Here is a 22,388-nt window from a genome sequence, read left to right as displayed (position 1 = left end):
CAGCGCGTGGCCACGCACCACGCGCCTGCCGGCAGGATTCGCACGCACGCTTACCGAGGGTCGGCCAACCGCCCCGCCAACAACTACAACAGGTAATTCGTTCATGGAAAACACTGCTTCCGCAACGGCTGCAACCGCTGCCACTCAGAGCAAGACCTGGGTCCTGGTCTTCGCCTTCTGCTTCATCGGCCTGCTGATCGATGGCGCAGACCTGATGCTCCTCTCCTACAGTCTCACCAGCCTCAAGGCCGAGTTCGGCCTGAGCAACCTCCAGGCCGGCAGCCTGGGCAGCGTCACCCTGGCCGGCATGGCCTTCGGTGGCATCTACGGCGGCTGGGCCTGCGACCGCTTCGGCCGGGTCAGGACGGTGGTCTGGACCATCGTGCTGTTCTCCGTCGGCACCGCAGTGCTCGGACTGACCCACAACTACTGGCAGTTCGCCGCAGCGCGCTTCGTCGCCTCGCTGGGCCTCGGCGCCCTGTACGTGGCCTGCAACACGCTGATGGCCGAGTACGTGCCGACCAAGTACCGCACCACCGTGCTCGGCACCCTGCAGGCCGGCTGGTCGGTCGGCTACATCGTCGCCACCCTGCTGGCCGGCTGGATCCTGCCGGACCACGGCTGGCGCTACCTGTTCTACATCGCCATCATTCCGGTGGTGCTGGCCGTGGCGATGCGCAAGCTGATCCCCGAACCCGCCGCCTGGGTCCAGGCGCAGGCCGAACGCCGGCAGCGCAAGTCCGCCGGCCCGTCGAGCCAGCCCGTCGCGCCGCGGCAGAATGCCTTCCGCCAGATCTTCAGCGATCCGAAGGCCAGCCGCATGTTCCTGTTCTGGGCACTGACCGCCGGCTTCCTGCAGTTCGGCTACTACGGCGTGAACAACTGGATGCCGTCGTACCTGGAAACCGAGATGGGCATGAACTTCAAGGCGATGACCTCCTACCTGGTGGGCACCTACGCCGCGATGATCCTCGGCAAGGTGCTGGCCGGCGTCGCCGCCGACTGGTTCGGCCGCCGCACCGTATTCTCCTTCGGCGCCCTGGGCACTGCGGTGTTCCTGCCGGTGATCGTGCTGTTCCACAGCCCCGAGAACATTCTCTGGATGCTGGTGGTGTTCGGCTTCCTCTATGGCATCCCGTACGGTGTGAACGCGACCTACATGACCGAGAGCTTCGCCGCCGCCTTCCGTGGCACGGCAGTCGGTGGTGCGTACAACATCGGCCGCATCGGCGCAGCCATCGCCCCGGCGGTGATTGGCTTCCTCGCCACGCAGATGTCCATTGGCGTGGGCTTCCTTGTGATGGGCGCGGCGTACTTCATCTGCGGCGTCATCCCCGCCCTGCTGATCCGCGACAAGCAGTTCGACCCGCAACAGGAATGACCTGGGCGCTCAGCGCCCAGCCACGAAAAACGCCCGGCGCACTGCACCGGGCGTTTTTATTTGCGCGCCCGAAAGAGTCATCGGGACAAATCGCAGGTAAAAAAAAGCCCCGCCGAAGCGGGGCTCTTTCGTCAGCGATGTCGATTAGACAGCGCGAACTTGTTCAGCTTGCGGGCCTTTCTGGCCGGCAGTCACAACGAAGCTGACCTTCTGGCCTTCGTCGAGGGACTTGTAGCCGTTGCCTTCGATCTGACGGAAGTGAACGAATACGTCCGGGCCGCTTTCCGGGGTGATGAAGCCGAAGCCCTTCTCAGCGTTGAACCACTTGACGATGCCGTTTTGACGATCGGACATGATGTTGTCTCCTAAAAGAATGCTAAAGGCCGGCCGAAAGCCGACCGGCGATGAGCTGAATGCGTAGTGAAGAGGTGCCGAGGAGATGGAGCATCTTGTAGAAGAACATCAAGTCGCGGAACTCGTTACTGGGCAGGCAGCCCATGCAGAATACAAGGTTTGGCGCTAATTCATAGCTTTTTTTCACGACCAGTGGTGATTTTGACAAATGGTCGAGCTATCCCGGCCAAATTCACAAAAGACGTGTAGGCTGACCGGGCCGGTTTGGCGCCCAACGCAAAGGTGACTTCATGACTGATTCACAGCTGATTCGCGAACGTTCGGAGCTCGATGAAAAGATTGCCGCTTTCCTTTCCCAGGGCGGCGAAATCCAGGAAATCCCCGTTGGCCAACTGGCAGTGAAGGTCGAGCGAAAGTCGCAGTGGGCGAAGTCCGAGGGCAAGAAGCCGGCGCCCTGAGCATTTTGAATGCATGAAGAAAACCCCGCACGGCGGGGTTTTGCGTATCAGTGGCCCAGGTAATGGTTCGACAGCCAGTTCAGCGCCCTGCCCGGCCGCGTCAGCGCGTCGATGAAACTCGGCCCCCAGAAACGGATGTCGTTGGCCTCCAGCACCGCATACATGTCGCGGTGGCGTGCCTGGCGCTCCCTGAGGGGCATGCGCAGGGCCTTGAGCATGGCGTCGGCCAGGGCGTCGCGGTCATGGGGGTTGATGATCAGCGCGCCGCCCAGCTCGGCGGCGGCGCCCGCGAACTGGGAGAGGATCAGCACGCCGGGATCGTCCGGGTCCTGGGCAGCGACGAATTCCTTGGCCACCAGGTTCATCCCATCCCGCAGCGGCGTCACCAAGCCGATCCGTGCATGGCGCATGACCATCGCGATGTCCGCGCGCTGGTGATTGCGCGCCACATAACGCAGCGGCACCCAGGACACGGCGCCGAAACGCCCATTGATATGCCCTACCCGCGCACTCACGGCGGCATCGATGTCGACGTACTCGGGAATGTCCTGGCGGCTGCCAGGCGATATCTGCAGGCAGGTGACGCGGTTGTGCCAGTCCGGGTTGCGCTCGAGGAAGCGCTCGTAGCCGTCCAGCCGGTTGACGATGCCCTTGGAGTAGTCGAGACGGTCCACCCCCACCATCAGCGAGCGGCCGCCCAGGCTTTCGCGCAGGTCCTCGGCCGCCTGGCTCTGCGCGGCCTCCTCTGCCAGCCGGCGGAAACCTGCAGCGTCGACGCCCACCGGGAAGACACCGACGCGAAAATGCTGGTCCTCCAGGTGATAACGCCGCCCATCTGGCGTTGCCGCTCCGACCACGCGAGTCAAGTAGCGGGCAAAGTTGCTGGCGTCATTCTCGGTCTGGAAGCCGATCAGGTTGTACTGGGTCAGCGCGCGGATCAGTTCGTCGTGGTGCGGCAGCGCGGTGATGAGGTCGGCCGGCGGCATCGGGATGTGCAGGAAGAAGCCGATACGGTTGCCGTGCCCGCGCTGCCTCAAGGCGGCAGCCAGGGGGATCAGGTGGTAGTCGTGGACCCAGAGGACGTCGTCCTCCTCCAGCAACGGGCTCAGGCGCTCGGCGAAGAACTCGTTGACCCGCTGGTAACCGCCGAACTCGGCTTCGTTGAATTCGGCCAGGTCGACCCGGTAATGCAGGATCGGCCAGAGCACGCGATTGGCGAAGCCGTTGTAGTACTCATCGAAGTCCTGCGGGTGCAGGTCGGTGAGTATGTACTGCAGGTTGTCGCGCTGGACCATGGTCGGCGGGCCTGGCTCCTCGGCCTTCTCGCCGCTCCAGCCGAACCAGATGCCCTCGCGGTTGCGCATGGCGGCGTCCACCGCCACGGCCAGACCGCCCGGCGCCGGGCCGTTTTCATCGGGGATCGCGACCCGATTGGAAATCACCACGAGGCGCGGCATAGGCCTTCCTCCCAACCAATGGAAAGACGCATGGCGGAGTTGATCAGACCGGCCATGGAGTAGGTCTGCGGAATGTTCCCCCAGAGTTCGCCGGTCTCCGGGTGGAGGTCCTCGGAGAGCAGTCCGTAGCGGTTGCGCGCGGCGATCAGTTGCTCGAACAGCTGGCGCGCCTCATCGATGCGGCCGATGGCCGCCAGCGCGTCGAGGTACCAGAACTTCACCACCAGGAAGGCAGTTTCCGGCACGCCGAAATCATCCGCGGCGGCGTAGCGCAGCATCTGCCCGTTGACGTTGAGTTCGCGGCCGATGCACTCGACTGTGGCGATGAAGCGCGGGTCGTCGGCCTCGATGATGCCCAGCTCGTTCATCAGCAGCACACTGGCATCGAGGTCGTCGTGGCCAAAGGCGCCAGTGAAGCACTGCATCTTCTCGCTCCAGGCCTCGGCGAGGATGCGTTCGCGCAGGTTGGCGGCCTTGTCCATCCAACCGCCAGCTTCCTCGTCGCGCCCCAGGCGTTTGGCGATGCGCCCGACGCGGTCGCAGGCAACCCAGCAGAGCAGCGCGGAATGGGTGTGGATGCGCTGGCGACCACGGTATTCCCAGATGCCGGCATCGGGCTCGAAAGCCGCGTGCACGGCCTTGGCGGCGAGGTTCTCCAGCAGTTGCAGCATGCCGTCGCTGCTGGGGTTGGGCAGGCGCTCATCGACGAAGCTCTGCAACACCGCCAGCGCTACCGAGCCGAACACATCGTGCTGGTTCTGCTCCACGGCCTGGTTGCCGACGCGCACCGGCGCGTGGTTGAGGAAGCCGGCGAGCTCCGGCTCGATGCGTTCGGTGAGGACCTGGTTGGGGATGATCCCATACAGCGGCTTGAGTTCGGCATTTCCGCTGGCCACGGTAGTGATGAAGTCGATGTAGCCCTCCATGGTCCGCGTGGCGCCCAGGCGGTTCAGGGCGAGGATCACGAAGTAGGCGTCGCGCAGCCAGCAGTAGCGGTAGTCCCAGTTGCGCTGCGAGTCCGGCGCCTCCGGCACGGAGGTGGTGGCCGCGGCGATGATCGCCCCGGTGTCTTCGAAATTGCACAGCTTCAGGGTAATAGCCGAACGGATCACCACCTGCTGCCATTCGAAGCAGATGGCCAGCCCACGCACCCAGTCGTGCCAGTGGTTCTGGGTGCGTTTGAGGTAATCGCGGACTACTTCGCCGGGAGCGTTGTCGAGCGGTTCGTCGAAGCCGATCACCAGGCTTAACGGGTGGCGCAGGGCGAACGGCGTTTCGTGCTGGATGTAGGCCAGCGGCGCATCGGTGGTCAGGCGCAACGGCTCGTCGCCCTCCATGTAGCGGATATGGCTGGAGCCGCTGGTGCCCCGGCTGGGCTTGCCGTAGCCATGGGTCGGGCGCACGCGAAGGGTGATCTTCGGCACGCCCTCGATGGGCTCGATCAGCCGGCATAGCTGCGCCGGCCGGTAGAGGTGGCCGTGTTGCAGGAAGCGCGGAGCGAAGTCGGTGATGCGCACCGCGCCGCCGTTGTCGTCGCGCAGCACGGTGGTGATGATCGCCGTATTGCGCTGATAGTCGGACGTGCTGCTGATCTGGTTCTCCAGCACCACGTCGGCAAAGCCTTTCTCGTCATCGCCGGCCAATAGCCGGGAGAAAGCCGGATCGCTGTCGAAGTTCGGGTAGCACCACCAGACCAGCCGTGCCTGCGGGTTGACCAGGGCGGCCACCCGGCAGTTGCCGATCAGGCCCAGTTCCAGAGCACCTTCGTGCCGGTTCGTCATCGGTGATTTCCTCCTGCGGCTTGCATGAGTGCTTCACGGACTTGCTCCGCGTCGCTGAACACCGCGCTGGCACCGGGCAAGGCACGTCCGACCGAAAGGCCGAGGCCGCCCAGGGCCGGCATCAGCGCGATGGCGGGTTCGTCGGTGACGTCGTCGCCGATGTACAGCGGCAGGCGCCCGGCAAAGCCCGGCGTGCCCAGCAGTCGCTGGATAGCCTGGGCCTTGTCGACGCCTTCGGGGACGACTTCGTAGACCTGTTTGCCGTTGAGCAAGCGCAGCCCTGCGCCTTCCGGCGCCCGCAGCAATGCCTGCAACCCGGCACGCAAGTCGGCGGCCAGCGCGGGGGCGTTGCGGTAGTGCAGCGCGTAGCTGCTGCCCTTGTCCTCGGCATGGATTCCGACATGCCGGTTCGCCAGGGCGTTCAACTGCACTCGCACGCTGGCGGGCAGGTTCCTGGTGGTGCGGCGAATCGGGCTGTCGCCGCTTTCGCGCCAGTGAGCGCCGTGGCCGCCGCTGGCGGCGAGGCGCAAGGGTTGCATGAGCAGGTCGAGCTCTTCGACCGGCCGGCCGCTGATCAGGGCCAGCGCACCGTCGAGTCGGCGATGCAAGTGCGTGAGGACATCGAGCAGCCCAGGCGGTACGACGACCGCGCCGGGTGATTCGGCGATGTCCAGGAGGGTTCCGTCGACATCCAGGAACAGTGCGGTCTGCTGAGGTCGGCTGAGCCAGAGGTTCAGCAGCGCAGTGGCTGAGGCCTCGCTATGCGGGACCATGGCGGTGTCGACAGGTCCCCTTGATACGGGACGTGACATGAGCCATTTCTCCTTGTTCAGGGCGTGCCGCGCGGCCGTGGGTAGCCGCTGCGGACGTGAAAGGGAGCCCAAGGACCCTAACATGTGGGACCACGAGGGTCGACCTTGGGTTTCACTGCCTTTTCCAACCGAGAAGGCGCAGGCCAGAGCAGCCGGGAGAGACAGGCAAGTTCTCCGCACCAACGTCGATGGGATTTTCCTGACAGAAGAACTGGAATCATCCGCCTCACAGCGCGGAAGGCATTTCCGAGAATGCGTCGGACCAGTCTCACATGAGAAAACCCCATGCTTCCGCTTTCTGCCCTGGTTCTCCAGGCTTCCGGCCTGCACCGTTCCACCGCTGTCACTGCGTTGCAGCACCTGGGCTACAGCTTCCTGTCGGCAGTCTCCAGCAATGCTTTCGCGCTGGATCGGCTGCGCAGCCAGGGCGGCGTCCACCTGTTGATCTGCGATGTGCGCATCGATCCGGTCTCGCGCCTGGATCTGCTCCAGACCGTGGCCCGCGAGCGCCTCGCTCATGGCGTGGTGGTCAGCGGGGAGATGGCGCCAGGCACCTGGAGCGCCCTCTCCCACCTGTTGCAATTGCAAGGCTTGATGGTGTTCTGGCTGGGCAACGAAGCCGCGACTCTGGAGCGCTTGCGCACACTGCTCGCCGACTTCCAACCCAGGGAAGCACGGCTTGGCCTGCCGCTGAATGAAGCCGCCGCGGATGAAGTAGGCGAAGCCGCCAATCTGCCCCCACGTGGACGTCTGCGCGCGCACCTGCAGCCCAAGGTATCCGTGGCGACCGCGCAGGTTTATGGGTTCGAGGTGCTGGCGCGCTGGCAGTTGGAGGACGGAAACTTTCTGCTCCCCGGAGAGTTCCTCCCGGGGCTGCGGCGGGCCGGCAAGCTCGACGGCATGCTCTTCGAACTGATGACGCAGGCTGTCGAGGCCCTTCGCCCCCTGGGCAACAAAGAGCTGAAGCTGTCCTTCAACCTGGAAGCCGAACAGATCGCCCAGACCGACTTTGCCGCCACGGTGGAGCGCAATCTGCGACGACTGGACATCGACCCTGGACGCATCACCTTCGAGCTGACCGAGACCTCGCCACTGCGCGCGCCGCCGCTGAGCCTGGAGAACGTGCTGCGTCTGCGCCTGCTGGGCTGTGGCCTGGCCATCGACGATTTCGGCTGTGGCCACTCCACCCTGCAGCGCTTGATGGAGCTGCCGTTCACCGAGATGAAGCTCGACCGCCACCTGGTAGCGGACGCGAACAATGGCGACCCGCGCCGCCTCATCGTGCTGCGCAACGCCCTGGCGCTCGGCCGCGAACTGGGCCTCAGGGTGATTGCCGAGGGTGTGGAGAACCCCGCGCAACTTCGCCAGTTGCAGCAGCTGGAATGCGATTGCGCGCAGGGGTATCTATTCGGCAAGCCGATGGATGCCAGCCAGATCGGCACGTTCCTGCGCGGCGCGCCGCCACTGCTGAAGAAGCTGGACGCAGTTCAGGCGCTACGCCCGGCGCAGTGAGACGCGGAAAAGAAAACGGCTGTTGCGGACTTCCTGTCCGCAATAGCCGTCTGGATTGTCCTCAGCAAAGGACGCGGGAATTGTAGGCCAATGGCCATCAGCGAGTCTTCCCAATTCTCCCGCATGGACCACAAACGCGGCAAACAGCCGCTAGTTCACCGGGCGATGCCTACCCATTCCCTGCACATTCGTCCCAATATGGTCGGCTATACAACGATTGCCCCGGCGTGGCCGCACTGCGCGGCGTGACATTTGTCATGACGTTTTAGCCTAGCCCGCCGATGAACTGTCTGGTTACCATGACCTGCTGCACGCTGGATGCCAGGAAGGCATAAATCCAAAAGGATCGCCCCAGCGTTGCCCACCCTCAGCTTTTGGCAGCCGATACATGCCCCAGACTTCCGTGCGTTCGCCCCGTCGCTCGCTGATTCGCCTTGCCCTGACCGTCACTGGCACCAGTGCCTTGGCCGCCCTTGGCTTCTTCGCCTGGCAGGATTTCTACCCGGTGCAGGCCGGCAATGGCTGGTCCGTCGCGGTCCTGCACAAGAACGTGCAGAAGGCCGCGTCGCTGGTGCCGCTGCCCGACGGCGGACTGCTGGTCAGCCAGGAGCTGAAGAAGGACAAGGGCAACATCCTGCGCATTGCCGCCGACGGAGAGCGCCGGGTCATGGTCGACGGACTGTCCAAGCCTGACGGTATGATCGCTGCCCAGGGCGGCTGGGTGTTCAGCCAGGAATCCGAAGGCAAGCCGGTTCAGCTGCTCAAGGACGGCAAGGTCACTGACCTGTTCATGGGGCAGTCCGTACAGGGCCTGTGGAACGACGGTGAGAACCTCTATGCCATCGAAGACCGCCGCGACGACGGCCGCCTGCTTCGCTACCGATGGAGCGATGGCGAGCTGACCGTGCTGCGGGACAAACTGCAGGAAACCGAATCCGTTACCCGCTGCACCGACGGCAAGTTGCTCTACACCGAGAAGAAGAAAGGCCTGGTGCACCAGTTCAGCGACGACGGCAAGGACCCGGTCCTGCTCTCCGGCCTTAACCAGCCCACCTTCCTGATGTGCGACGCCCGCGGACTGTGGATCAGCGAAGACTCCACCCATCGCGCCCGTCTGCTGCTGTGGGACGGCAAGGGCGAGCCGCGCACCATCCTGTCGTTCCTCAAGGCGCCGCAGTCCATCGTGCCCGACGGCAAGGGTAACTACCTGCTCGCCGAAGGCGGTCGCGATCGCGTGCTACAACTCACTCCGGCCGAGTGACGCCCCCGGCGGCGCCCAGGCCGCCCTGCTCCTGCGCCGGCGTCTCCAGGCCGGGTATCACTTCGACCAGCGCATCGATTGCCAGCCGCACCTTGCGCGGCAACTGGGTGGTCTGCAACCAGGTCGCATGGACGTCGTAGAGGAAGCCCGGCTGCCACCGCAGCAACTCCTCCAGCGCCCCGCCGTCGATGACTTCGCGTACCAGCCAGTAAGGCAACCAAGCGAGCCCCATACCGCGCACCGTCGCGTCGGCAAGGGCTGCGAGGTCGTCGAAACGCAGCCGGGAGCTCGGCGCGAACTCCGCGGGTGGCTGCCCTTCTCGGGGGAACAGCCAGGGGTTGATTCGTCCGGCGCGGTGGTAGACCAGGACCCGATGGTCGGCCAGTTCTTCGATGCTCTCCGGGCGCCCGTGCTCCTCCAGGTACGCCGGCGCCGCGCACACCACCATGCGTTGCCGGCCGATGCGCCGCGCGATGATGCCGTCCCTGGGTTGGGGCTCTCCGGTGCGAATGGCCAGGTCGATCTGCTCTTCCGCCAGATCCGTCAGGCGGTCGCTGAAGCGCAGGTCCAGTTCCAGTCGCGGATAGCGCTCCGCCAGCTCAAGCAGAACCGGCGCCACACAGCGCCTGCCAAAATGCACCGGCATCGCCACCCGCAGCCGGCCGCGCGGCTCGGCCACTTCGCCAGCGACCAGGATGTCCGCCGCCTCCGCATCGGCCAGCAGCGCGCGACAGCGCTCGTAGTAGATCCGCCCCGCCTCGGTCAGGCTCTGTCGGCGGGTGCTGCGTATCAGCAGCTGGGCGCCCAGGCGCTCTTCGAGAGAGCGAACGTGCTTGCCCACCATGGGCGCGGACATTTCCAGAGCGTCTGCCGCCGCCGCGAATGACCCAAGATCCACCGCGCGGACGAAGACGTCCATGCTGGTCAGACGATCCATTCGAAACTCCTGATTACGACTCGATGTGTCTATACGCCATTTATCCACGAATTCCCATCGCGGATAGTGCGTTTACTTCAAATAACTTTCGTATCGGAGCATCAAATGGAAAGAGTCACCAGCCGTGCCGTCCGCTTCCACCAGATCGGCGGCCCCCAAGTCCTGCGTCTCGAGCCCGTGGAAGTGCGTCAACCTGGCGCGGATGAAGTAAGTATCCGGGTCAAGGCGCTCGGGCTGAACCGCGCCGAGGTTCTGCTGCGCACCGACCGCTATATCGAAAGCCCGCAATTCCCCTCCAGCCTCGGGCTGGAAGCCACAGGGGTGATCGAGGACGTGGGCAGCGAGGTGCGCGGGTATGCCGTGGGCGACGCGGTGAGCGTGCTGCCCGCGAGATCGATGGGGCAGCATCCGACTCACGCCGAGCGCCTGGTCGTACCGCAGACGCGCCTGGTGAAGAACCCGCCGGGGCAACCCTGGGCCGAGGCCGCCGCGACCTGGATGCAATACCTCACCGCCTATGGCGCGCTGGTTCAAGTAGCCGGGCTGCGTGAGGGGGATTATGTGGTCATCACTGCAGCTTCCAGCAGCGTCGGTCTCGCGGCCATTCAGATCGCCCGCCGCGTGGGCGCGGTGCCCATTGCGGTGACCCGCACCTCGGCCAAGCGTGAAGCACTGTTCGCGGCAGGAGCCGCCGAAGTCATCGCCAGCGAGGAGGAGGACCTGCATTCGCGCCTGGTGGAAGTCACCGGCAAGCTCGGCGCGCGAGTGGTATTCGACCCCGTGGGCGGCCCGATCTTCGAGCCGCTGACCGCCGCCATGGCCGAAGGCGGCATCCTCATCGAATACGGCGGCCTGTGCCCTGAGCCCACGCCCTTCCCGCTGTTCGCAGTGTTGAGCCGCTCGCTGATCCTACGTGGCTACCGGGTCTATGACGTGCTGGAAGACCCGGCTCGCCAGCAGCAGGCCAAGGACTTCATCTTCGACGGGCTGGCGGACGGAGCCTTGCTCCCGGTGATTGCTCGCAGCTTCGCCTTCGACGAGATAGTTGAGGCCTATCGCTACCTGGAATCGAACCAGCAGTTCGGCAAAGTCGTGGTCACCCTGTAACCATCGGACACTCTCTGCACCGAACGGCGCACGTTGGAACCGCTACAAAGTCAGGCCTGCGCGGAGGCATCGCGCAGGCCTTTGGCCGAACATCCGGCGCACCAGCACCGAGCACAACCGGCCTGCTGCTTCAAGCCAATGTCGCCAGATCGATGACGAAGCGATAGCGCACGTCGGAGCGCTCCATGCGCTCGTAGGCATGGTTGATCTCATCCATGCGGATCATCTCGCACTCCGGCAGGATGTTCTTCTTGCCGCAGAAATCGAGCATCTCCTGGGTCTCGGCGATACCGCCGATGGGCGAGCCGGCGATTCGCCGACGGCCCAGTAGCAGCGGGATGCTACTGATCTCGTCGATCGGTCCGACCTGCCCGACCATCACCAGGGTGCCGTCGATATCCAGCAGCGGCATATAGGGTTTCAGATCATGCTTCACCGGCACCGTGTCGATGATCAGGTCAAAGCTGTTGGCCGCCGCCTTCATCGCTTGCGCATCGGACGACACCAGCAGCGCATCAGCACCCAGCTCCTTGGCATCGCTGCGCTTGTCCGCCGTGCGGCTGAGCACCGTGACGGTCGCTCCCAGCCCGATGGCGAGCTTCACCGCCATGTGGCCCAGCCCGCCGAGACCGACCACACCCACGCGGCTTCCCGGCCCGACGTTCCAGGTACGCAGCGGCGAATAGGTGGTGATGCCGGCGCACAGCAGCGGCGCCGCCTTGCTCAGGTCCAGGCCGTCCGGCACGCGCAGGACGAACTCCTCGCGCACCACCAGTTGCTTGGAATAACCACCCTGGGTCGCTTCGCGGGTCACGCGATCAACGCCGTTGTAAGTCTGGGTATTGCCCTGCCGGCACAACTGCTCCTCGCCCTTGCGGCACTGATCGCATTCCTGGCAGGAGTCCACCATGCATCCCACCGCCACGGCGTCGCCGATCTTGTAGCGGGTCACCTTCGGGCCAACGGCAGTGACCCGGCCCACGATCTCGTGGCCCGGCACCATCGGATAACGGCTGAAGCCCCAGTCATTGCGGGCCTGGTGCAGGTCGGAGTGGCAGACGCCGCAGTAGAGGACGTCCATCGCCACGTCGTTGTCGCGCAGCGAGCGGCGCTCGAAGGTGAAGGGGCCGAGCGGGTCCTGCGGGTTCTGCGCGGCGTAACCAAGGGTCTTCATCGGTGTTGCTCCTGACGCTTCGGATGGATGAATTTCAACGACGGGCCGTCAGCCCTTCAATCGCGACGAAAATCCTTGAGTAAAGCCCATGTCAGACGTTTCGCCGGGAGTTCCCGCCCTTCCCGGACGTGGATTGCGCGCCAGGGTCCATCACATGCTCAACTGCAAAAGCGAGCTTGCAGGGTGAATTCCCGTCGATGGTGACTGGCAAGGCAACCTCTGGCCGCGCTGGCGTGATGCCGCCGGCCTGTTAGAAAGCCAGTTGCGCGCCTGACGTCGGGCCGGCCCTGCGGGCCCGAGGGGCGACCAGCCCTTGCTCCTACCCAAGACACGCCCTGCCTGCTTTTGGGCGCGTGACGCGCCAGCGTTATCTGCCCTACAGCCTGATACTGGAATCACCCTGCAGGGGCGCCCTATGAACAAGACCGCACCCCTATCTCATCTCTAGCGAGCGGCTTGCTCCTACAGGGTGTCCAGCGGCATCGGACGGAACAAGGGCTCGCTGGCCAGCACCTTGATGCCGGCCGGCGAACTTTCCAGCAGACGCCGCTCGCTGTCGGCCACCTGCAACACCAGGTCGAAACCCTGCCCGCCCAGGCTCTCTGCGATGGCGCGAACGGCGTCGCGGGCCCAGGGCAGGTCGGAATCGAAATGGCCGAGCAACTGGCCGTGGCGCTGGATAGTCAGGCGGTACTGGTGCATGGCGGACTCTCGTGAAGATGAAACAGGGAGTTATTGGTATCGAATCGAAACCTTGACAGAGCCTACCGTTCTGGCGGATTTTGTCCAGGTAGTTTTTGGTCGACACCATTTCCAGCCCGAGAATCCCGTCATGAGCCTCCCCGCCGTTTCCCTCGACGCCCTCCTCACCGGCCAAGCCGTGCCCTTCACCCGGCCCGGTTCGCGCAGCGCCATCGCCAAGCAACCGCGCCAGGCCATTCTGGCAGTGACCACGTTGGGGCTGGAGAGCGACGAGCAGGGCGACCTGCGCGTCCACGGCGGCATCGAAAAGGCTATCCACCACTACCCCCGCGAGCACTACGCAGACTGGGCCGCCGAGTTGGGCGCGCACCCGCTGCTGGGCCAGCCCGGCGCGTTCGGGGAGAACTTCAGCACCACCGGCTGGACCGAAGCGGACCTCTGCCTGGGCGACCGCATCCGCGCCGGCACGGCGCTGCTGGCGGTGTCCCAGGGGCGCATGCCGTGCTGGAAACTCAACGACCGCTTCGACGTGGCGCAGATGGCCCTGCGCGTGCAGGAATCGGGGCGTACCGGCTGGTACTACCGGGTGCTGGAGGAAGGCTCGGTGGCCGCCGGAGCGACGATCGAACTGATCGAACGACCCTATGCCGAATGGTCGCTGCAACGGCTCTCCGCCGTGCTGTTCGACAAGCGCGTGGACGCCGACGTGCTGCGCGAATGCCTGGAACTGCCATTACCACCGAACTGGCGCCGCACCCTGTCGCGGCGCCTGGAGAATGGTGCGGTGGAAGACTGGAGCCCGCGCCTGGAAGGCAGCCCGAAGGCCTGACTCAGGACTCCACGGCGCGCGCCGGGACCTCAGCCGGCGCACGGTGCAGGCCGATGGCCCAGAGCACGCCGACAGTCAGCAGGACGATCGCCAGCGCCTCCACCGGACCGGGCAGCCGCTGCTCGTTGATGTAGGCATAGGCGCAGGCGAACAGCGTTTCGAAGACGATCAACTGGCCACCGAGGCTCATCGGCAGGCGGCGCGTCGCGGCGTTCCACAAGCCGTTAGCAACCCACGAGCCGAAGATGGCGAGGAACAGCGAGACCCAGAGGAACACCATCCAGCGCTCCGAGGAAATACCGGTCGGCACCGCCTGCGGCGCGATCAACACGCCCACGCCTGCCAGCACCACAGCCATGACGCCGGTGACCACGCCGGTCAGGGTCGACCATTCGTGGCTGTTGAAGTGGCTGGCCTTCAGGTAGCGAGCGTTCGCGGTGGCGAACCAGGACCAGCAGACCACCGCCGAGAAGCCGCAGACGATGCCGAGGATGCGCTCGCCCGGTGTACTGCCGGCAGCCATCAGCGCCGATGGATCAAGGTTGATGCAGAGGATGCCCAGCGCCACCAGCGCCAGCGGCATCTTCATCCGCGCCAGCGGCAGCGAGTCCTGCTCGGAACGGCTGCGGTAGCTGATCGCCAGCGGCATGATGCCGTTGATCAGGGAGGCCGCCGCCACCCCGGCAAACTGCACCGCCGCCGACAGCAGCGCGAAGTACAGCAGGTTGCCGGCCAGGGACAGGCGAATCAGCATCGACAGGTCCTCGCGGCTGACCCGGCGCAGCAGGCCGAGCGCCACCGGCAAGGCGATCAGCAACGAGATGACGCCATACAGCGCGAAACGCACAGAGCTGATCAGCAGCGGGTTGAATTCCGGCACCAGCGACGGCGCGAGGATCACCCCGCCCCAGATTGCCCCTGCCATGCCTGCGTAGACCACCCCGCGCTTCATCCCCAACAACCTCGATACTTCAGTGAATGCCCATAAAGAGCCGCCACGGTAGCGGTTGTGGTAGGTTCTGACCAAGGATAAATCCGCACCGAGACATTCCCACAAGGAATGCCTCAAGCCTTTCACCGGAGAGCCGTCATCAGCCGTTACCTGCGCACCCTGCCGCCCCTGGAAACTCTCATTACCTTCGAGGCCGTGGGCCGCTATGGCAGCTTCACCCAGGCCGCCACGGAGCTGTTCCTCACCCAGAGCGCGGTGAGCAAGCAGATGCGCGCGCTGGAAGACAGCCTCAAGGTGCCGCTGTTCGAGCGCAAACCACGCGGTGTCACCCTGACCGCCGCTGGCGCGGAGCTGCTAACCACTGTCGACATGCTGCTCGATCGCCTACAACACAGCGTGCGGCGCATCCGTAATGTGCACCAGAGCAACGCCGTGTCGGTGCTGGCGACCCATGCACTGGCGCAGTTCTGGCTGTTTCCCAAGCTGATCGAATTCAACAAGGCCCACCCCGGCATCGCCGTGCACGTGCACGCAATCAACGAGATCGACGAAGCCAGCCTGGTGGATTTCGACCTGGGCATCCTCTACGGCGCCGGCGACTGGACCACGCTGAACAGCCGCTTCGTGCTGCCGGAGGTGGTCTACCCGGTGGCCCGGCCGGACTTCGACGCATCCCGCATCACCACCCTCGACCAGCTCGCCGCAGCCCCCCTGGTGCAGCTGGATACCTCGGCCTGGAGCTGCCTGGACTGGCACGACTGGTTCGGCCACTTCGGCAAGGACTACCAGCCGGCGGAGAGCGACCCGGTGTTCAACCAGCTCACCCTCGCCTACCGCGCCGTCCAGCAGGGCATGGGCATCGGCCTGGCCTGGGGCTTCATGGCCGACGAGGCGGTGGCCAATGGCGAGATGCAGCGGGTGACGGACCTTGCCATGGTCACGGAGCGCGGCGAGTACCTGGTATCCCTGCGCCACCGCCAGCTGTCGCCGGCGGCGCAGCTGTTCCATGACTGGTTGCTGGGATCACTGGGGTTGGACGAAACGCTCGCGTAGCAACTCGATCACCTGCTGGATCGATGGCCCCTGCACCACCGGCGGTATCGGCGCTTCGCCAAATTCACGCCAGACGAACAGGGTCAGTTCGGCGCCGTCGGTCTGGGTGGCCGCGTCCTCGATATGCGCAAACTCGCCGAGCAACCGATAACGCTCATCGGCCCAGAACGCTTCCTCGACCCAGGCGTAAACCGGGATGAAATGGAAGTGGATCGGCAAGCCCGGCGAATGGCCGAAACGGCCGATGTACAGCCACTTGGGATGCAGTGTTGTTTCGAGGACGCGTTGCACCTTCGCCATCAGCACGCCCATTTCCGCCAGCGCGGCTTCCGGCAGGTCAGCCAGGGAATCCACCGACTGCTTCGAACCGAGCATCAGGTAGCCCGGCAAGGCGGACGCCAGATGATGGTTGAGCAGCCAGTGCTCGGCCTGGTGGATGACGTGGGTGGCAGGAATCTGCATCGACTGGCGTCCAGCGCAAAACGGGATGCCAGCCTAGCAGAGGTCAGCTTCAGGCGAGCGCGACCCAGCCACGGAAGGCGAAGCCGACGTAGAAGGTTTCGATGCGGCCGAAGCCGGCCTCCCAGAGCAGCGCTTCGTCCTGCTCGGGCGTGAGGATGTTCAGGTGCGCATCCACGGCGCTGCGAGCCTGCTGCGCGCTGGCGGGTTCCATCCCCGCGCTGACGGCGAACTCGGCATAGCGCGACAGCCAGCGGGCCCGCTCGCCAGCGCCTTGCGGCGCGCAGAGATGCGCCATGACGAAGGCAGCGCCGGGACTCAATCGGGCGTGGATCTCGCGCAGCACGCGCAGGCGCTCCACCTCGGGCAGGAAGTGCAGAGTCAGCAGGCAGGCGCCGCCATCGAACGGCCCCGGCGGTGCGTCGTCAATGTAGCCCTGCTGCAGGTCAGCGCGCCCAGCGTTCGGCCCGAGCATCTGTGCCGCCACCGCGAGCATCTCGGCAGATGGGTCGACGCCGGTGAAGCGCCAGGCCGCCTGGGCTTCGGCAAAGGCGCGCAACTCCATGCCGCCGCCCGCGCCGAGTACCAGCAGGTGGCCGTCGTGCGGCGCCTGCTCGGCCAGCAGGATGGCTGCCATGCGATGCAGGTCGAACAGGCCGGGGACGAAGCGCGGCGGGTTTTCCGCGTAGCGCGCGGCGGCGGCGGGGTCGTGGAACGGGGCCAACAGTTCGGAGGGGGTCATGCAGAGTCCTTTCTGGTCACTCGCTGGCGAACAGCTTCTTCAGCTCCCGCTCGCTGACGGCCTTGGCCATGGCGGTGAGGAACACCTTGAACAGCAGCCCGCAGAACATTGCGGTGAGGGCGATGGTGAAGAAGGTCGCCACCAGCCAATCGACCGGCGCCCAGCCACTGGCGATCACTACCGGACGGTAGACCAGCGTGCCGGCGATCACCACCCAGTGGCTGAAGCAGTAGAAGCACTGGAACAGGTGGCCGACCTGCGGGTGGACCTTCCAGGCCAGTGCGCGCAGGGGTGCGAAGAGTTCGGTCTGGGTGACGGTCATGGACAGCGCGGAGGCGGCGATGGCCAGGGCAAGGCAGGTCCACAGCGCGCCGGCCAGCGGCGAGTTCAAGAGATCGATCATGGGAGGTTCCTGGTGGGCTTGGTATCTTTCGTTACTTTTAAAGTAACTTGATTGAGCGCACAGGGTCAACGCCGGTCATCGACCGGCATTTCAGCCAGGAATCATCAGTGGTCTTTCGGGTAAAGCGCCGTGAAGCGTTCGGCCAGATCAGCCAGGGACACGGCGCCCAGGCGCTCCAGGAGGATGGCGGTGGCCTGCTCCATGGCGTCCTGAAGGGCGGCGTTGACCACCTTTTCCACCAGGCAGTCCGGGTGCACGTTGTCGAAGCCCATGGCGAACAGGCGCTCGCTGCCCACCGCGCGGTAGACATCCAGCAGCGTCACCTGCGCCAGGTCGCAGTCCAGCGTCCAGCCGCCGCCGTGGCCCTTCTCCGAGCGCACGTAGCCGGCCTCGCGCAGGCCACCCATGGTCCGCCGCACCACGGCCGGGTTGGTGCCGAGCATCTGGGCGATGCGCTCGGAGGTCACGGGCTGGTCGTCGCGGGCCATGTGCAGCAGCACGTGGAGCATGCGCGAGAGGCGGCTGTCGGTTCGCACGATGGGTCTCGAAGGTGAAGGCGCGTGCATCATCGCACCCCGCCGCGGCGCGGTTCAAACCCGTCTGCCACTGGCATTGCCACGGGAATGGGCGACAATGGCGATCACCCGCCCTCTTCCGCCTCCCCGCGAGCCCTCGACCATGAACGATCTTTCCATCCAGCTGGTGCAGGCCGGCCCTGAGCACCAGGACCAGATCCGCAACCTCTACCAGTATTACGCTTACGAGTCGTCGGACTGGGAAGACGAGGACGTCGAGGTCGACGGCCGCTTCTACATCCACGAGGAGCACCTGGCGCGCTACTGGAGCGAGCCGGAGTGGAGCGCCAACCTGATCCTCGCCGACGGCTTCATTGCCGGCTTCCTGCTGGTGGAAGGCAGCGAGCTGCCGGGCATCGACGCGCTGGAGCTGTCGGACCTGTTCGTGCTGAAGAAGTACCGGCGCCTGGGAATCGGCCGCGCGCTGGCCAACCAGATGCTGCTGGGCAATCCCGGCCCCTGGCTGGTGCGTTTCTATTCCCAGGACGAGGTGGCGGCAGCCTTCTGGAAAGCCGTGTTTGCCGACCTGCCGCGTCCGGTGCAGAGCATCGAGCCGGGGGACGACCCGCAGCTGGTGAGCTACCTGATCAGCCCGGCCACGCACTGAAGGCGCTGTGCGCCAGGATCAGTCTTCTGTCATTTCCGATCATTGAGCGACCTGCCGGGCCGGCCGTATCGTCCTGAGTGAACAACAAGAACTCTCAGGAGGTATTCCCGTGACCGCACTGAACCTGCATCCCCAGGCCGCCGCTTCGCTGGCCAGCTGGCACCAGATGGTGGCTGCCCAGAACCTGTCCAACCTGCCGCAGCTGCTGGCGCCCAACGCGGTGTTCCGCTCGCCCATGGCGCACTCGCCCTACCCCGGCGCGCCGGTGGTCTCGACCATCCTCAACACCGTGCTGCAGGTGTTCGAGAACTTCACCTACCACCGCGAGCTGGCCACCGGAGACGGCCTCAACGTGGTGCTGGAGTTCAGCGCCACGGTGAACGGCAAGGACCTCAAGGGTATCGACATGGTCCGCTTCGACGAGAACGGCAAGATCGTCGAGTTCGAAGTGATGGTCCGTCCGCTCAGCGGCCTGCAGGCCCTGGGCGAGGAAATGGGCCGCCGCCTGGCGCCCTACCTGGCGGCAGCCAAGGCGCAGACCGCCAAGAGCTGATTGCCCGCCGCGGGGATTTCTGCTGGGATGGGCCATTACCCGTTCAAGGAAATCCCCATGGCCTCCTTCGAGGAACTCTTCTCCATCGGCGAGGGCTTCGACGCCTTCGTCGCCCACGGCCTGCCCGACGAGATCGCCGGCGTGCGCAAGGTCCAGCAGCAGTTGGCCGAGCCCGGCACGATCAGCGCCGATACCCTGCGCCGCATCCAGGCCGTCGAAGGCCGCTACCACCTGCTGATCGCTGGCGAGATGTGGTGTCCGGACTGTCAGATCAACATCACCGTGATGGACCACCTGCAACGCCTGCAACCACGCGTGGAGCTGGCGGTGATCACCAAGGGCCGCGCCGAGGACGACCTGCGCGAACGCAGGACGCTGGAGCGCATCCTGATTCCGGTGGCGCTGGTGCTCGATGGTGATTTCCAGCCGGTGGGCCGCTTCATCGAACGGCCGCTGAAGGTGGTGACAGGCGGTGAGGCACTCAAGCCTGCCTACCGTGCCGGCGAGTACCTGGAAAGCACGCTGACGGACCTGCTGGCGCTGTTCGAGAAGGCTGAAGGTCGGGCGTAAGCGCGCCTTGCCGGCGCGTTCGCGGGCATGGCCCTCCTACAGGTCCGTCATCTGCAGGAGTGTAGGGTGCATAACCTGGAACAGGCTATCCGCGGCGGATAACGCTGGCGCGTTGTGGGCCCTACGGCCCTGACGACCGCACGTGCCCCCCCTGTAGAAGCGAGCTTGCTCGCGAACCGCCCCCTACCGGAGCCGCCGGAGGATTGTTCGCCAGCAAGAACTAGGCGTCCCCCTCGGTCCTACGAAAAACAAAAGCCCCGCGATGCGGGGCTTTTTCGTTCAGGCCAGGCGGATCACATCGAGTACTTCACCGTGAACATCAGGTTGCGCGGCTCACCATAGTTCAGGTTGCCGAAGCTGATGCCGCTGTAATAGTACTTGTCGAAGATGTTGTTGAAGTTCACCCGGGTGTCGATGTTCTCGTTGACCTTGTAGCCGAGCATGGCGTTGGTCACCGTGTAGCCGCCCTGCTGGAAGCCGGTGGTGGTGTCCTCGGTCTGGCTCTGGGTTACCAGGTTGCCGCCCACGCGCCACTGGTGCAGCTCGCCCGGCAGGGTGTAGCTGGTGGCGAGCTTGAACAGGTGGCGCGGCTTGCTCGGGTCGAACGGCTTGCCGACGTTGTCCTCGTTGCTGTCGTGCTTGTACTTGGCGTCGACGTAGGTGTAGCCGGCCATGGCCTGCCAGTTCTCGGTGATGGCACCGCTGACTTCCATGTCCACGCCCTGGCTGCGCACCTTGCCCGAAGCCCGCGAGCAGTAGATCGAGGTCGGCGAGCTGGGGCACGGCGAGGGACCGCTGGTGTCGTCCGTGGCGCGGTTTTCCTGATCGATCTGGAACAGCGCGAGCTGGGTGTTCAGCGTGCCGCCGAAGTGTTCGCCCTTCAGGCCTATCTCGTAGTTCTTGCCGGTGATCGGGTCGAGAAGGCTGCCGCTGGAATCGAAGTTGCTCTGCGGCTTGAAGATGTCGGTGTAGCTGGCATAGACCGAATAGACGTCGTTCAGGTCGTAGACCACGCCGGCATAGCGGGTGACGTTGCGGGTGACCTTCTGGGTGCCGGTGTCGTTGTGCGGGTCGGCCTCGTACCAATCCAGGCGGCCGCCGAGGATGACCTTGAGCGGGTCGGCGACGTTCAGGCGGGTGGTGACGTAGGCGCCCTTCTGCGCCTGGTCGAGCTTCATGTTCCAGAGGCTCATGTCGATGTTTGGCTTCTGCACCGAACTGGGGTCCCACTTCGTCGGGTCGAACGGGGTCACCGGCGAGCCGTCGTTGTAGGTCAGGTCGCCCCAGCCGCCGTGGCCGTCGAAGCGCTCTTCGCGGTAGCTGCCGCCGAATACCAGTTCGTGCTCACGGCCGAAGGCCTGGAACGGGCCGTTGGCGAAGGCGTCGTAGCTCTGGTGGTCGTCGGTGTAGGCGTACTTGCCCGGCCCCTGGATCATGGTCGGGCAGCCTTCGGTGTAGTAGCAGCTGTTGTACAGGCCGAGCATGTCGATGCGCGCCCAGAGCTTGTCGGCGGCGACCTTCATCTGCCAGCCGTTGTCGAAACGGTGCACCACGTCGCCGAACAGGTGGGTGGTGGTGGTATCCCAGTAGGACCAGTCGGCACCGTAGTAGTCGGAGCGCTTGAGGTCCAGGTGACGACCACCCAGCGGCGCTGGCAGGCCTACCCAGTTGTCGTTCTTGTTGTCGTTCTGGTAGGACGCACCCAGGGTCAGGGTGGTGTCCGGGTTCAGGTCGGCCTCGGTGATGCCGTAGAGCACGCCACGCTCACCGCTGACCACGTCCTGGAAGCTATCGCGGGTCTCGTAGGCGGCCACCGCACGGCCGCGCAGGGTGCCTTCGCTGTTCAGCGGGCCGGACACGTCGACCTGGCTGCGGTAGCGGTCCCAGGTGCCGGCGCTGCCTTCCAGGCTCATGTGGAAGTCCTGGGTCGGGCGCTTGCGCACCATGTTGACGGCGGCGGCCGGGTTGCCCGCGCCCTGCATCAGGCCGGTGGCGCCGCGCACCACTTCGACGCGGTCGAACATCGCCAGGTCTGCGGCGGAAATCACGTCCTGGGTGTAGGTGGAAATGCTGGTGGCGAGGCCGTCGTACATGATGTTGTCGACATCGAAGCCACGCGCGGCGTAGCTCACTCGCGCCGGCCCGTACTGCTGGACAGTCATGCCGGTGACGCCGCGGATCGCGTCGTCCAGGTCCTGCATGTTCTGGTCTTCCATCTGCTGCCGGGTGACCACGCTCACCGACTGCGGCGTCTCGCGGACAGTCATGTTCAGCTTGGTGGAAGTCTGCATCACGCCGGTGGTGTAGGAGCCGGTGCCTTCGGTGGTGCCCGGCGCCACAGGGGCGGCGCCGACGACCTCGGTGGCACCCAGGTCGACGCGGTCATTGCCCGATGCGCCACCGCGCACGGCACCGCTGACCTGTGCGCTGTTGCCGTTGACCGTGCCCTGCAGGCCGCTGTCCGCCAGCAGACGATCGAGTGCCTCGCCCGGCTCCATGTTGCCCTTGAGTGCCGGCGCGCCAATCTTGGCGATCTGGGCACGGTCATAGGAAATCCGCATTCCGGTTGCGGACTGCAATTGCTCCAGGGAAGCGGCCAGGGGCTGCTTGGGCAGGTCGATGGCCACGGGGGCGGCGACCGCGGAGAGAGCAAGGGTGGAGAGACTGAGCAGGAGCGCGCCCGAGGCCACGTCTTTCATCTGCTGGAGG

General features: G+C 65.3%; 23 protein-coding genes. 10 read left to right on the top strand and 13 right to left on the bottom strand.

Annotated features, from left to right (window positions below; genetic code table 11):
* Positions 1-103 precede the first annotated feature (103 nt).
* Positions 104-1,381, top strand: a complete 1,278-nt coding sequence (locus tag IB274_RS05270) for an MFS transporter (RefSeq protein ID WP_192431001.1) — start codon at positions 104-106, stop codon at positions 1,379-1,381.
* A 144-nt stretch (positions 1,382-1,525) separates the two neighbouring features.
* On the opposite strand, the gene IB274_RS05265 is transcribed toward IB274_RS05270, so the two are convergent.
* A complete protein-coding gene (locus IB274_RS05265) occupies positions 1,526-1,735 on the bottom strand; it encodes a cold-shock protein (protein WP_017518411.1) in 210 nt (69 codons plus the stop codon).
* A 290-nt stretch (positions 1,736-2,025) separates the two neighbouring features.
* Here IB274_RS05265 and IB274_RS05260 point away from each other — a divergent pair, with 290 nt between their 5' ends.
* Positions 2,026-2,193, top strand: coding sequence for a hypothetical protein (locus IB274_RS05260; protein WP_184596138.1), 168 nt, complete (start codon positions 2,026-2,028; stop codon positions 2,191-2,193).
* A 47-nt stretch (positions 2,194-2,240) separates the two neighbouring features.
* On the opposite strand, the gene otsA is transcribed toward IB274_RS05260, so the two are convergent.
* The 3 genes from otsA to otsB are packed head-to-tail and all read right to left on the bottom strand — an operon-like array spanning position 2,241 to position 6,243.
* Positions 2,241-3,650: an alpha,alpha-trehalose-phosphate synthase (UDP-forming) gene (gene otsA, locus IB274_RS05255; RefSeq protein ID WP_192431000.1), complete on the bottom strand. Its 1,410-nt coding sequence runs from the start codon at positions 3,648-3,650 to the stop codon at positions 2,241-2,243.
* A complete protein-coding gene (locus IB274_RS05250; RefSeq protein ID WP_192430999.1) occupies positions 3,632-5,431 on the bottom strand; it encodes a glycoside hydrolase family 15 protein in 1,800 nt (599 codons plus the stop codon). Before IB274_RS05250 ends, otsA begins: the two co-directional genes overlap by 19 nt.
* The gene (gene otsB / locus IB274_RS05245; protein ID WP_225614696.1) at positions 5,428-6,243 is read right to left on the bottom strand and encodes a trehalose-phosphatase; all 816 of its coding nucleotides are present in this window, start codon (positions 6,241-6,243) and stop codon (positions 5,428-5,430) included. The genes IB274_RS05250 and otsB overlap by 4 nt, the downstream gene beginning before the upstream one ends.
* A gap of 285 nt (positions 6,244-6,528) precedes the next feature.
* Here otsB and IB274_RS05240 point away from each other — a divergent pair, with 285 nt between their 5' ends.
* Together IB274_RS05240 and IB274_RS05235 are read left to right on the top strand one after the other, a co-directional pair.
* Entirely contained in the window at positions 6,529-7,755 is a 1,227-nt protein-coding gene (locus tag IB274_RS05240; protein ID WP_192430998.1) for an EAL domain-containing protein, read from the top strand.
* A 388-nt stretch (positions 7,756-8,143) separates the two neighbouring features.
* A complete protein-coding gene (locus IB274_RS05235) occupies positions 8,144-9,016 on the top strand; it encodes a hypothetical protein (RefSeq protein WP_192430997.1) in 873 nt (290 codons plus the stop codon).
* Here IB274_RS05235 and IB274_RS05230 read toward each other — a convergent pair.
* On the bottom strand, positions 9,000-9,953 hold the full coding sequence (locus IB274_RS05230; RefSeq protein ID WP_192430996.1) for a LysR family transcriptional regulator: 954 nt from the start codon (positions 9,951-9,953) through the stop codon (positions 9,000-9,002). The two genes, IB274_RS05235 and IB274_RS05230, sit on opposite strands and share 17 nt — an antisense overlap.
* A 105-nt stretch (positions 9,954-10,058) precedes the next feature.
* Between IB274_RS05230 and IB274_RS05225 the strand changes: the two genes are divergently transcribed.
* Positions 10,059-11,060 carry a zinc-dependent alcohol dehydrogenase family protein gene (locus tag IB274_RS05225; protein WP_192430995.1) on the top strand — a complete coding sequence of 334 codons (1,002 nt, stop codon included), beginning with the start codon at positions 10,059-10,061 and terminating at the stop codon, positions 11,058-11,060.
* 130 nt (positions 11,061-11,190) lie between these two features.
* Here the strand turns inward: IB274_RS05225 and IB274_RS05220 are convergent, their stop codons facing one another.
* The gene (locus IB274_RS05220) at positions 11,191-12,234 is read right to left on the bottom strand and encodes an NAD(P)-dependent alcohol dehydrogenase (protein WP_192430994.1); all 1,044 of its coding nucleotides are present in this window, start codon (positions 12,232-12,234) and stop codon (positions 11,191-11,193) included.
* A 462-nt stretch (positions 12,235-12,696) separates the two neighbouring features.
* A complete protein-coding gene (locus tag IB274_RS05215) occupies positions 12,697-12,936 on the bottom strand; it encodes a cytoplasmic protein (RefSeq protein ID WP_192430993.1) in 240 nt (79 codons plus the stop codon).
* A 130-nt stretch (positions 12,937-13,066) separates the two neighbouring features.
* Here IB274_RS05215 and IB274_RS05210 point away from each other — a divergent pair, with 130 nt between their 5' ends.
* A complete protein-coding gene (locus tag IB274_RS05210; protein WP_192430992.1) occupies positions 13,067-13,765 on the top strand; it encodes an MOSC domain-containing protein in 699 nt (232 codons plus the stop codon).
* A 1-nt stretch (position 13,766) separates the two neighbouring features.
* Here the strand turns inward: IB274_RS05210 and IB274_RS05205 are convergent, their stop codons facing one another.
* Positions 13,767-14,717, bottom strand: a complete 951-nt coding sequence (locus IB274_RS05205) for a DMT family transporter (RefSeq protein WP_192430991.1) — start codon at positions 14,715-14,717, stop codon at positions 13,767-13,769.
* 108 nt (positions 14,718-14,825) lie between these two features.
* Between IB274_RS05205 and IB274_RS05200 the strand changes: the two genes are divergently transcribed.
* Positions 14,826-15,770, top strand: a complete 945-nt coding sequence (locus tag IB274_RS05200) for a LysR substrate-binding domain-containing protein (RefSeq protein ID WP_225614695.1) — start codon at positions 14,826-14,828, stop codon at positions 15,768-15,770.
* On the opposite strand, the gene IB274_RS05195 is transcribed toward IB274_RS05200, so the two are convergent.
* The 4 genes from IB274_RS05195 to IB274_RS05180 all read right to left on the bottom strand — a co-directional run bounded on the left by IB274_RS05195 (position 15,741) and on the right by IB274_RS05180 (position 17,910).
* Positions 15,741-16,232 (bottom strand): HIT family protein, encoded by a 492-nt coding sequence (locus tag IB274_RS05195; RefSeq protein ID WP_192430990.1) that lies wholly within the window; start codon positions 16,230-16,232, stop codon positions 15,741-15,743. The two genes, IB274_RS05200 and IB274_RS05195, sit on opposite strands and share 30 nt — an antisense overlap.
* 49 nt (positions 16,233-16,281) lie before the next feature.
* On the bottom strand, positions 16,282-16,971 hold the full coding sequence (locus IB274_RS05190; protein ID WP_192430989.1) for a class I SAM-dependent methyltransferase: 690 nt from the start codon (positions 16,969-16,971) through the stop codon (positions 16,282-16,284).
* 16 nt (positions 16,972-16,987) lie between these two features.
* Entirely contained in the window at positions 16,988-17,374 is a 387-nt protein-coding gene (locus IB274_RS05185) for a DUF1360 domain-containing protein (RefSeq protein ID WP_151186924.1), read from the bottom strand.
* 104 nt (positions 17,375-17,478) lie between these two features.
* Positions 17,479-17,910: an Rrf2 family transcriptional regulator gene (locus tag IB274_RS05180; RefSeq protein WP_192430988.1), complete on the bottom strand. Its 432-nt coding sequence runs from the start codon at positions 17,908-17,910 to the stop codon at positions 17,479-17,481.
* Positions 17,911-18,052: 142 nt separating this feature from the next.
* Here IB274_RS05180 and IB274_RS05175 point away from each other — a divergent pair, with 142 nt between their 5' ends.
* From IB274_RS05175 to IB274_RS05165, 3 genes are all read left to right on the top strand, one after another.
* Entirely contained in the window at positions 18,053-18,556 is a 504-nt protein-coding gene (locus tag IB274_RS05175) for a GNAT family N-acetyltransferase (RefSeq protein ID WP_192430987.1), read from the top strand.
* Between the two features lie 109 nt (positions 18,557-18,665).
* Positions 18,666-19,109: a nuclear transport factor 2 family protein gene (locus tag IB274_RS05170; RefSeq protein ID WP_192430986.1), complete on the top strand. Its 444-nt coding sequence runs from the start codon at positions 18,666-18,668 to the stop codon at positions 19,107-19,109.
* Between the two features lie 57 nt (positions 19,110-19,166).
* On the top strand, positions 19,167-19,679 hold the full coding sequence (locus IB274_RS05165; protein ID WP_192430985.1) for a thioredoxin family protein: 513 nt from the start codon (positions 19,167-19,169) through the stop codon (positions 19,677-19,679).
* Between the two features lie 293 nt (positions 19,680-19,972).
* Here IB274_RS05165 and IB274_RS05160 read toward each other — a convergent pair whose 3' ends face one another.
* Positions 19,973-22,378 (bottom strand): TonB-dependent siderophore receptor, encoded by a 2,406-nt coding sequence (locus IB274_RS05160; RefSeq protein ID WP_192430984.1) that lies wholly within the window; start codon positions 22,376-22,378, stop codon positions 19,973-19,975.
* Positions 22,379-22,388: the final 10 nt, after the last annotated feature.

Origin of the sequence: Pseudomonas sp. PDM18 (assembly GCF_014852585.1) — a bacterium.
Taxonomy (GTDB): Bacteria; Pseudomonadota; Gammaproteobacteria; order Pseudomonadales; family Pseudomonadaceae; genus Pseudomonas.
The sequence above is the reverse complement of the archived record's forward strand: the minus strand, read 5'-3'. Positions and strand labels throughout refer to the sequence as shown.

Coding starts and splice junctions, on each gene's coding strand:
- IB274_RS05265 (WP_017518411.1), bottom strand. CDS start 1,735: ATGTCCGATCGTCAAAACGGCATCGTCAAGTGGTTCAACGCTGAGAAG.
- IB274_RS05195 (WP_192430990.1), bottom strand. CDS start 16,232: ATGCAGATTCCTGCCACCCACGTCATCCACCAGGCCGAGCACTGGCTG.
- IB274_RS05185 (WP_151186924.1), bottom strand. CDS start 17,374: ATGATCGATCTCTTGAACTCGCCGCTGGCCGGCGCGCTGTGGACCTGC.
- IB274_RS05175 (WP_192430987.1), top strand. CDS start 18,053: ATGAACGATCTTTCCATCCAGCTGGTGCAGGCCGGCCCTGAGCACCAG.
- otsB (WP_225614696.1), bottom strand. CDS start 6,243: ATGTCACGTCCCGTATCAAGGGGACCTGTCGACACCGCCATGGTCCCG.
- IB274_RS05225 (WP_192430995.1), top strand. CDS start 10,059: ATGGAAAGAGTCACCAGCCGTGCCGTCCGCTTCCACCAGATCGGCGGC.
- IB274_RS05235 (WP_192430997.1), top strand. CDS start 8,144: ATGCCCCAGACTTCCGTGCGTTCGCCCCGTCGCTCGCTGATTCGCCTT.
- IB274_RS05190 (WP_192430989.1), bottom strand. CDS start 16,971: ATGACCCCCTCCGAACTGTTGGCCCCGTTCCACGACCCCGCCGCCGCC.
- IB274_RS05250 (WP_192430999.1), bottom strand. CDS start 5,431: ATGACGAACCGGCACGAAGGTGCTCTGGAACTGGGCCTGATCGGCAAC.
- IB274_RS05210 (WP_192430992.1), top strand. CDS start 13,067: ATGAGCCTCCCCGCCGTTTCCCTCGACGCCCTCCTCACCGGCCAAGCC.
- IB274_RS05160 (WP_192430984.1), bottom strand. CDS start 22,378: ATGAAAGACGTGGCCTCGGGCGCGCTCCTGCTCAGTCTCTCCACCCTT.
- IB274_RS05165 (WP_192430985.1), top strand. CDS start 19,167: ATGGCCTCCTTCGAGGAACTCTTCTCCATCGGCGAGGGCTTCGACGCC.
- otsA (WP_192431000.1), bottom strand. CDS start 3,650: ATGCCGCGCCTCGTGGTGATTTCCAATCGGGTCGCGATCCCCGATGAA.
- IB274_RS05205 (WP_192430991.1), bottom strand. CDS start 14,717: ATGAAGCGCGGGGTGGTCTACGCAGGCATGGCAGGGGCAATCTGGGGC.
- IB274_RS05240 (WP_192430998.1), top strand. CDS start 6,529: ATGCTTCCGCTTTCTGCCCTGGTTCTCCAGGCTTCCGGCCTGCACCGT.
- IB274_RS05220 (WP_192430994.1), bottom strand. CDS start 12,234: ATGAAGACCCTTGGTTACGCCGCGCAGAACCCGCAGGACCCGCTCGGC.
- IB274_RS05270 (WP_192431001.1), top strand. CDS start 104: ATGGAAAACACTGCTTCCGCAACGGCTGCAACCGCTGCCACTCAGAGC.
- IB274_RS05200 (WP_225614695.1), top strand. CDS start 14,826: ATGCCTCAAGCCTTTCACCGGAGAGCCGTCATCAGCCGTTACCTGCGC.
- IB274_RS05215 (WP_192430993.1), bottom strand. CDS start 12,936: ATGCACCAGTACCGCCTGACTATCCAGCGCCACGGCCAGTTGCTCGGC.
- IB274_RS05260 (WP_184596138.1), top strand. CDS start 2,026: ATGACTGATTCACAGCTGATTCGCGAACGTTCGGAGCTCGATGAAAAG.
- IB274_RS05230 (WP_192430996.1), bottom strand. CDS start 9,953: ATGGATCGTCTGACCAGCATGGACGTCTTCGTCCGCGCGGTGGATCTT.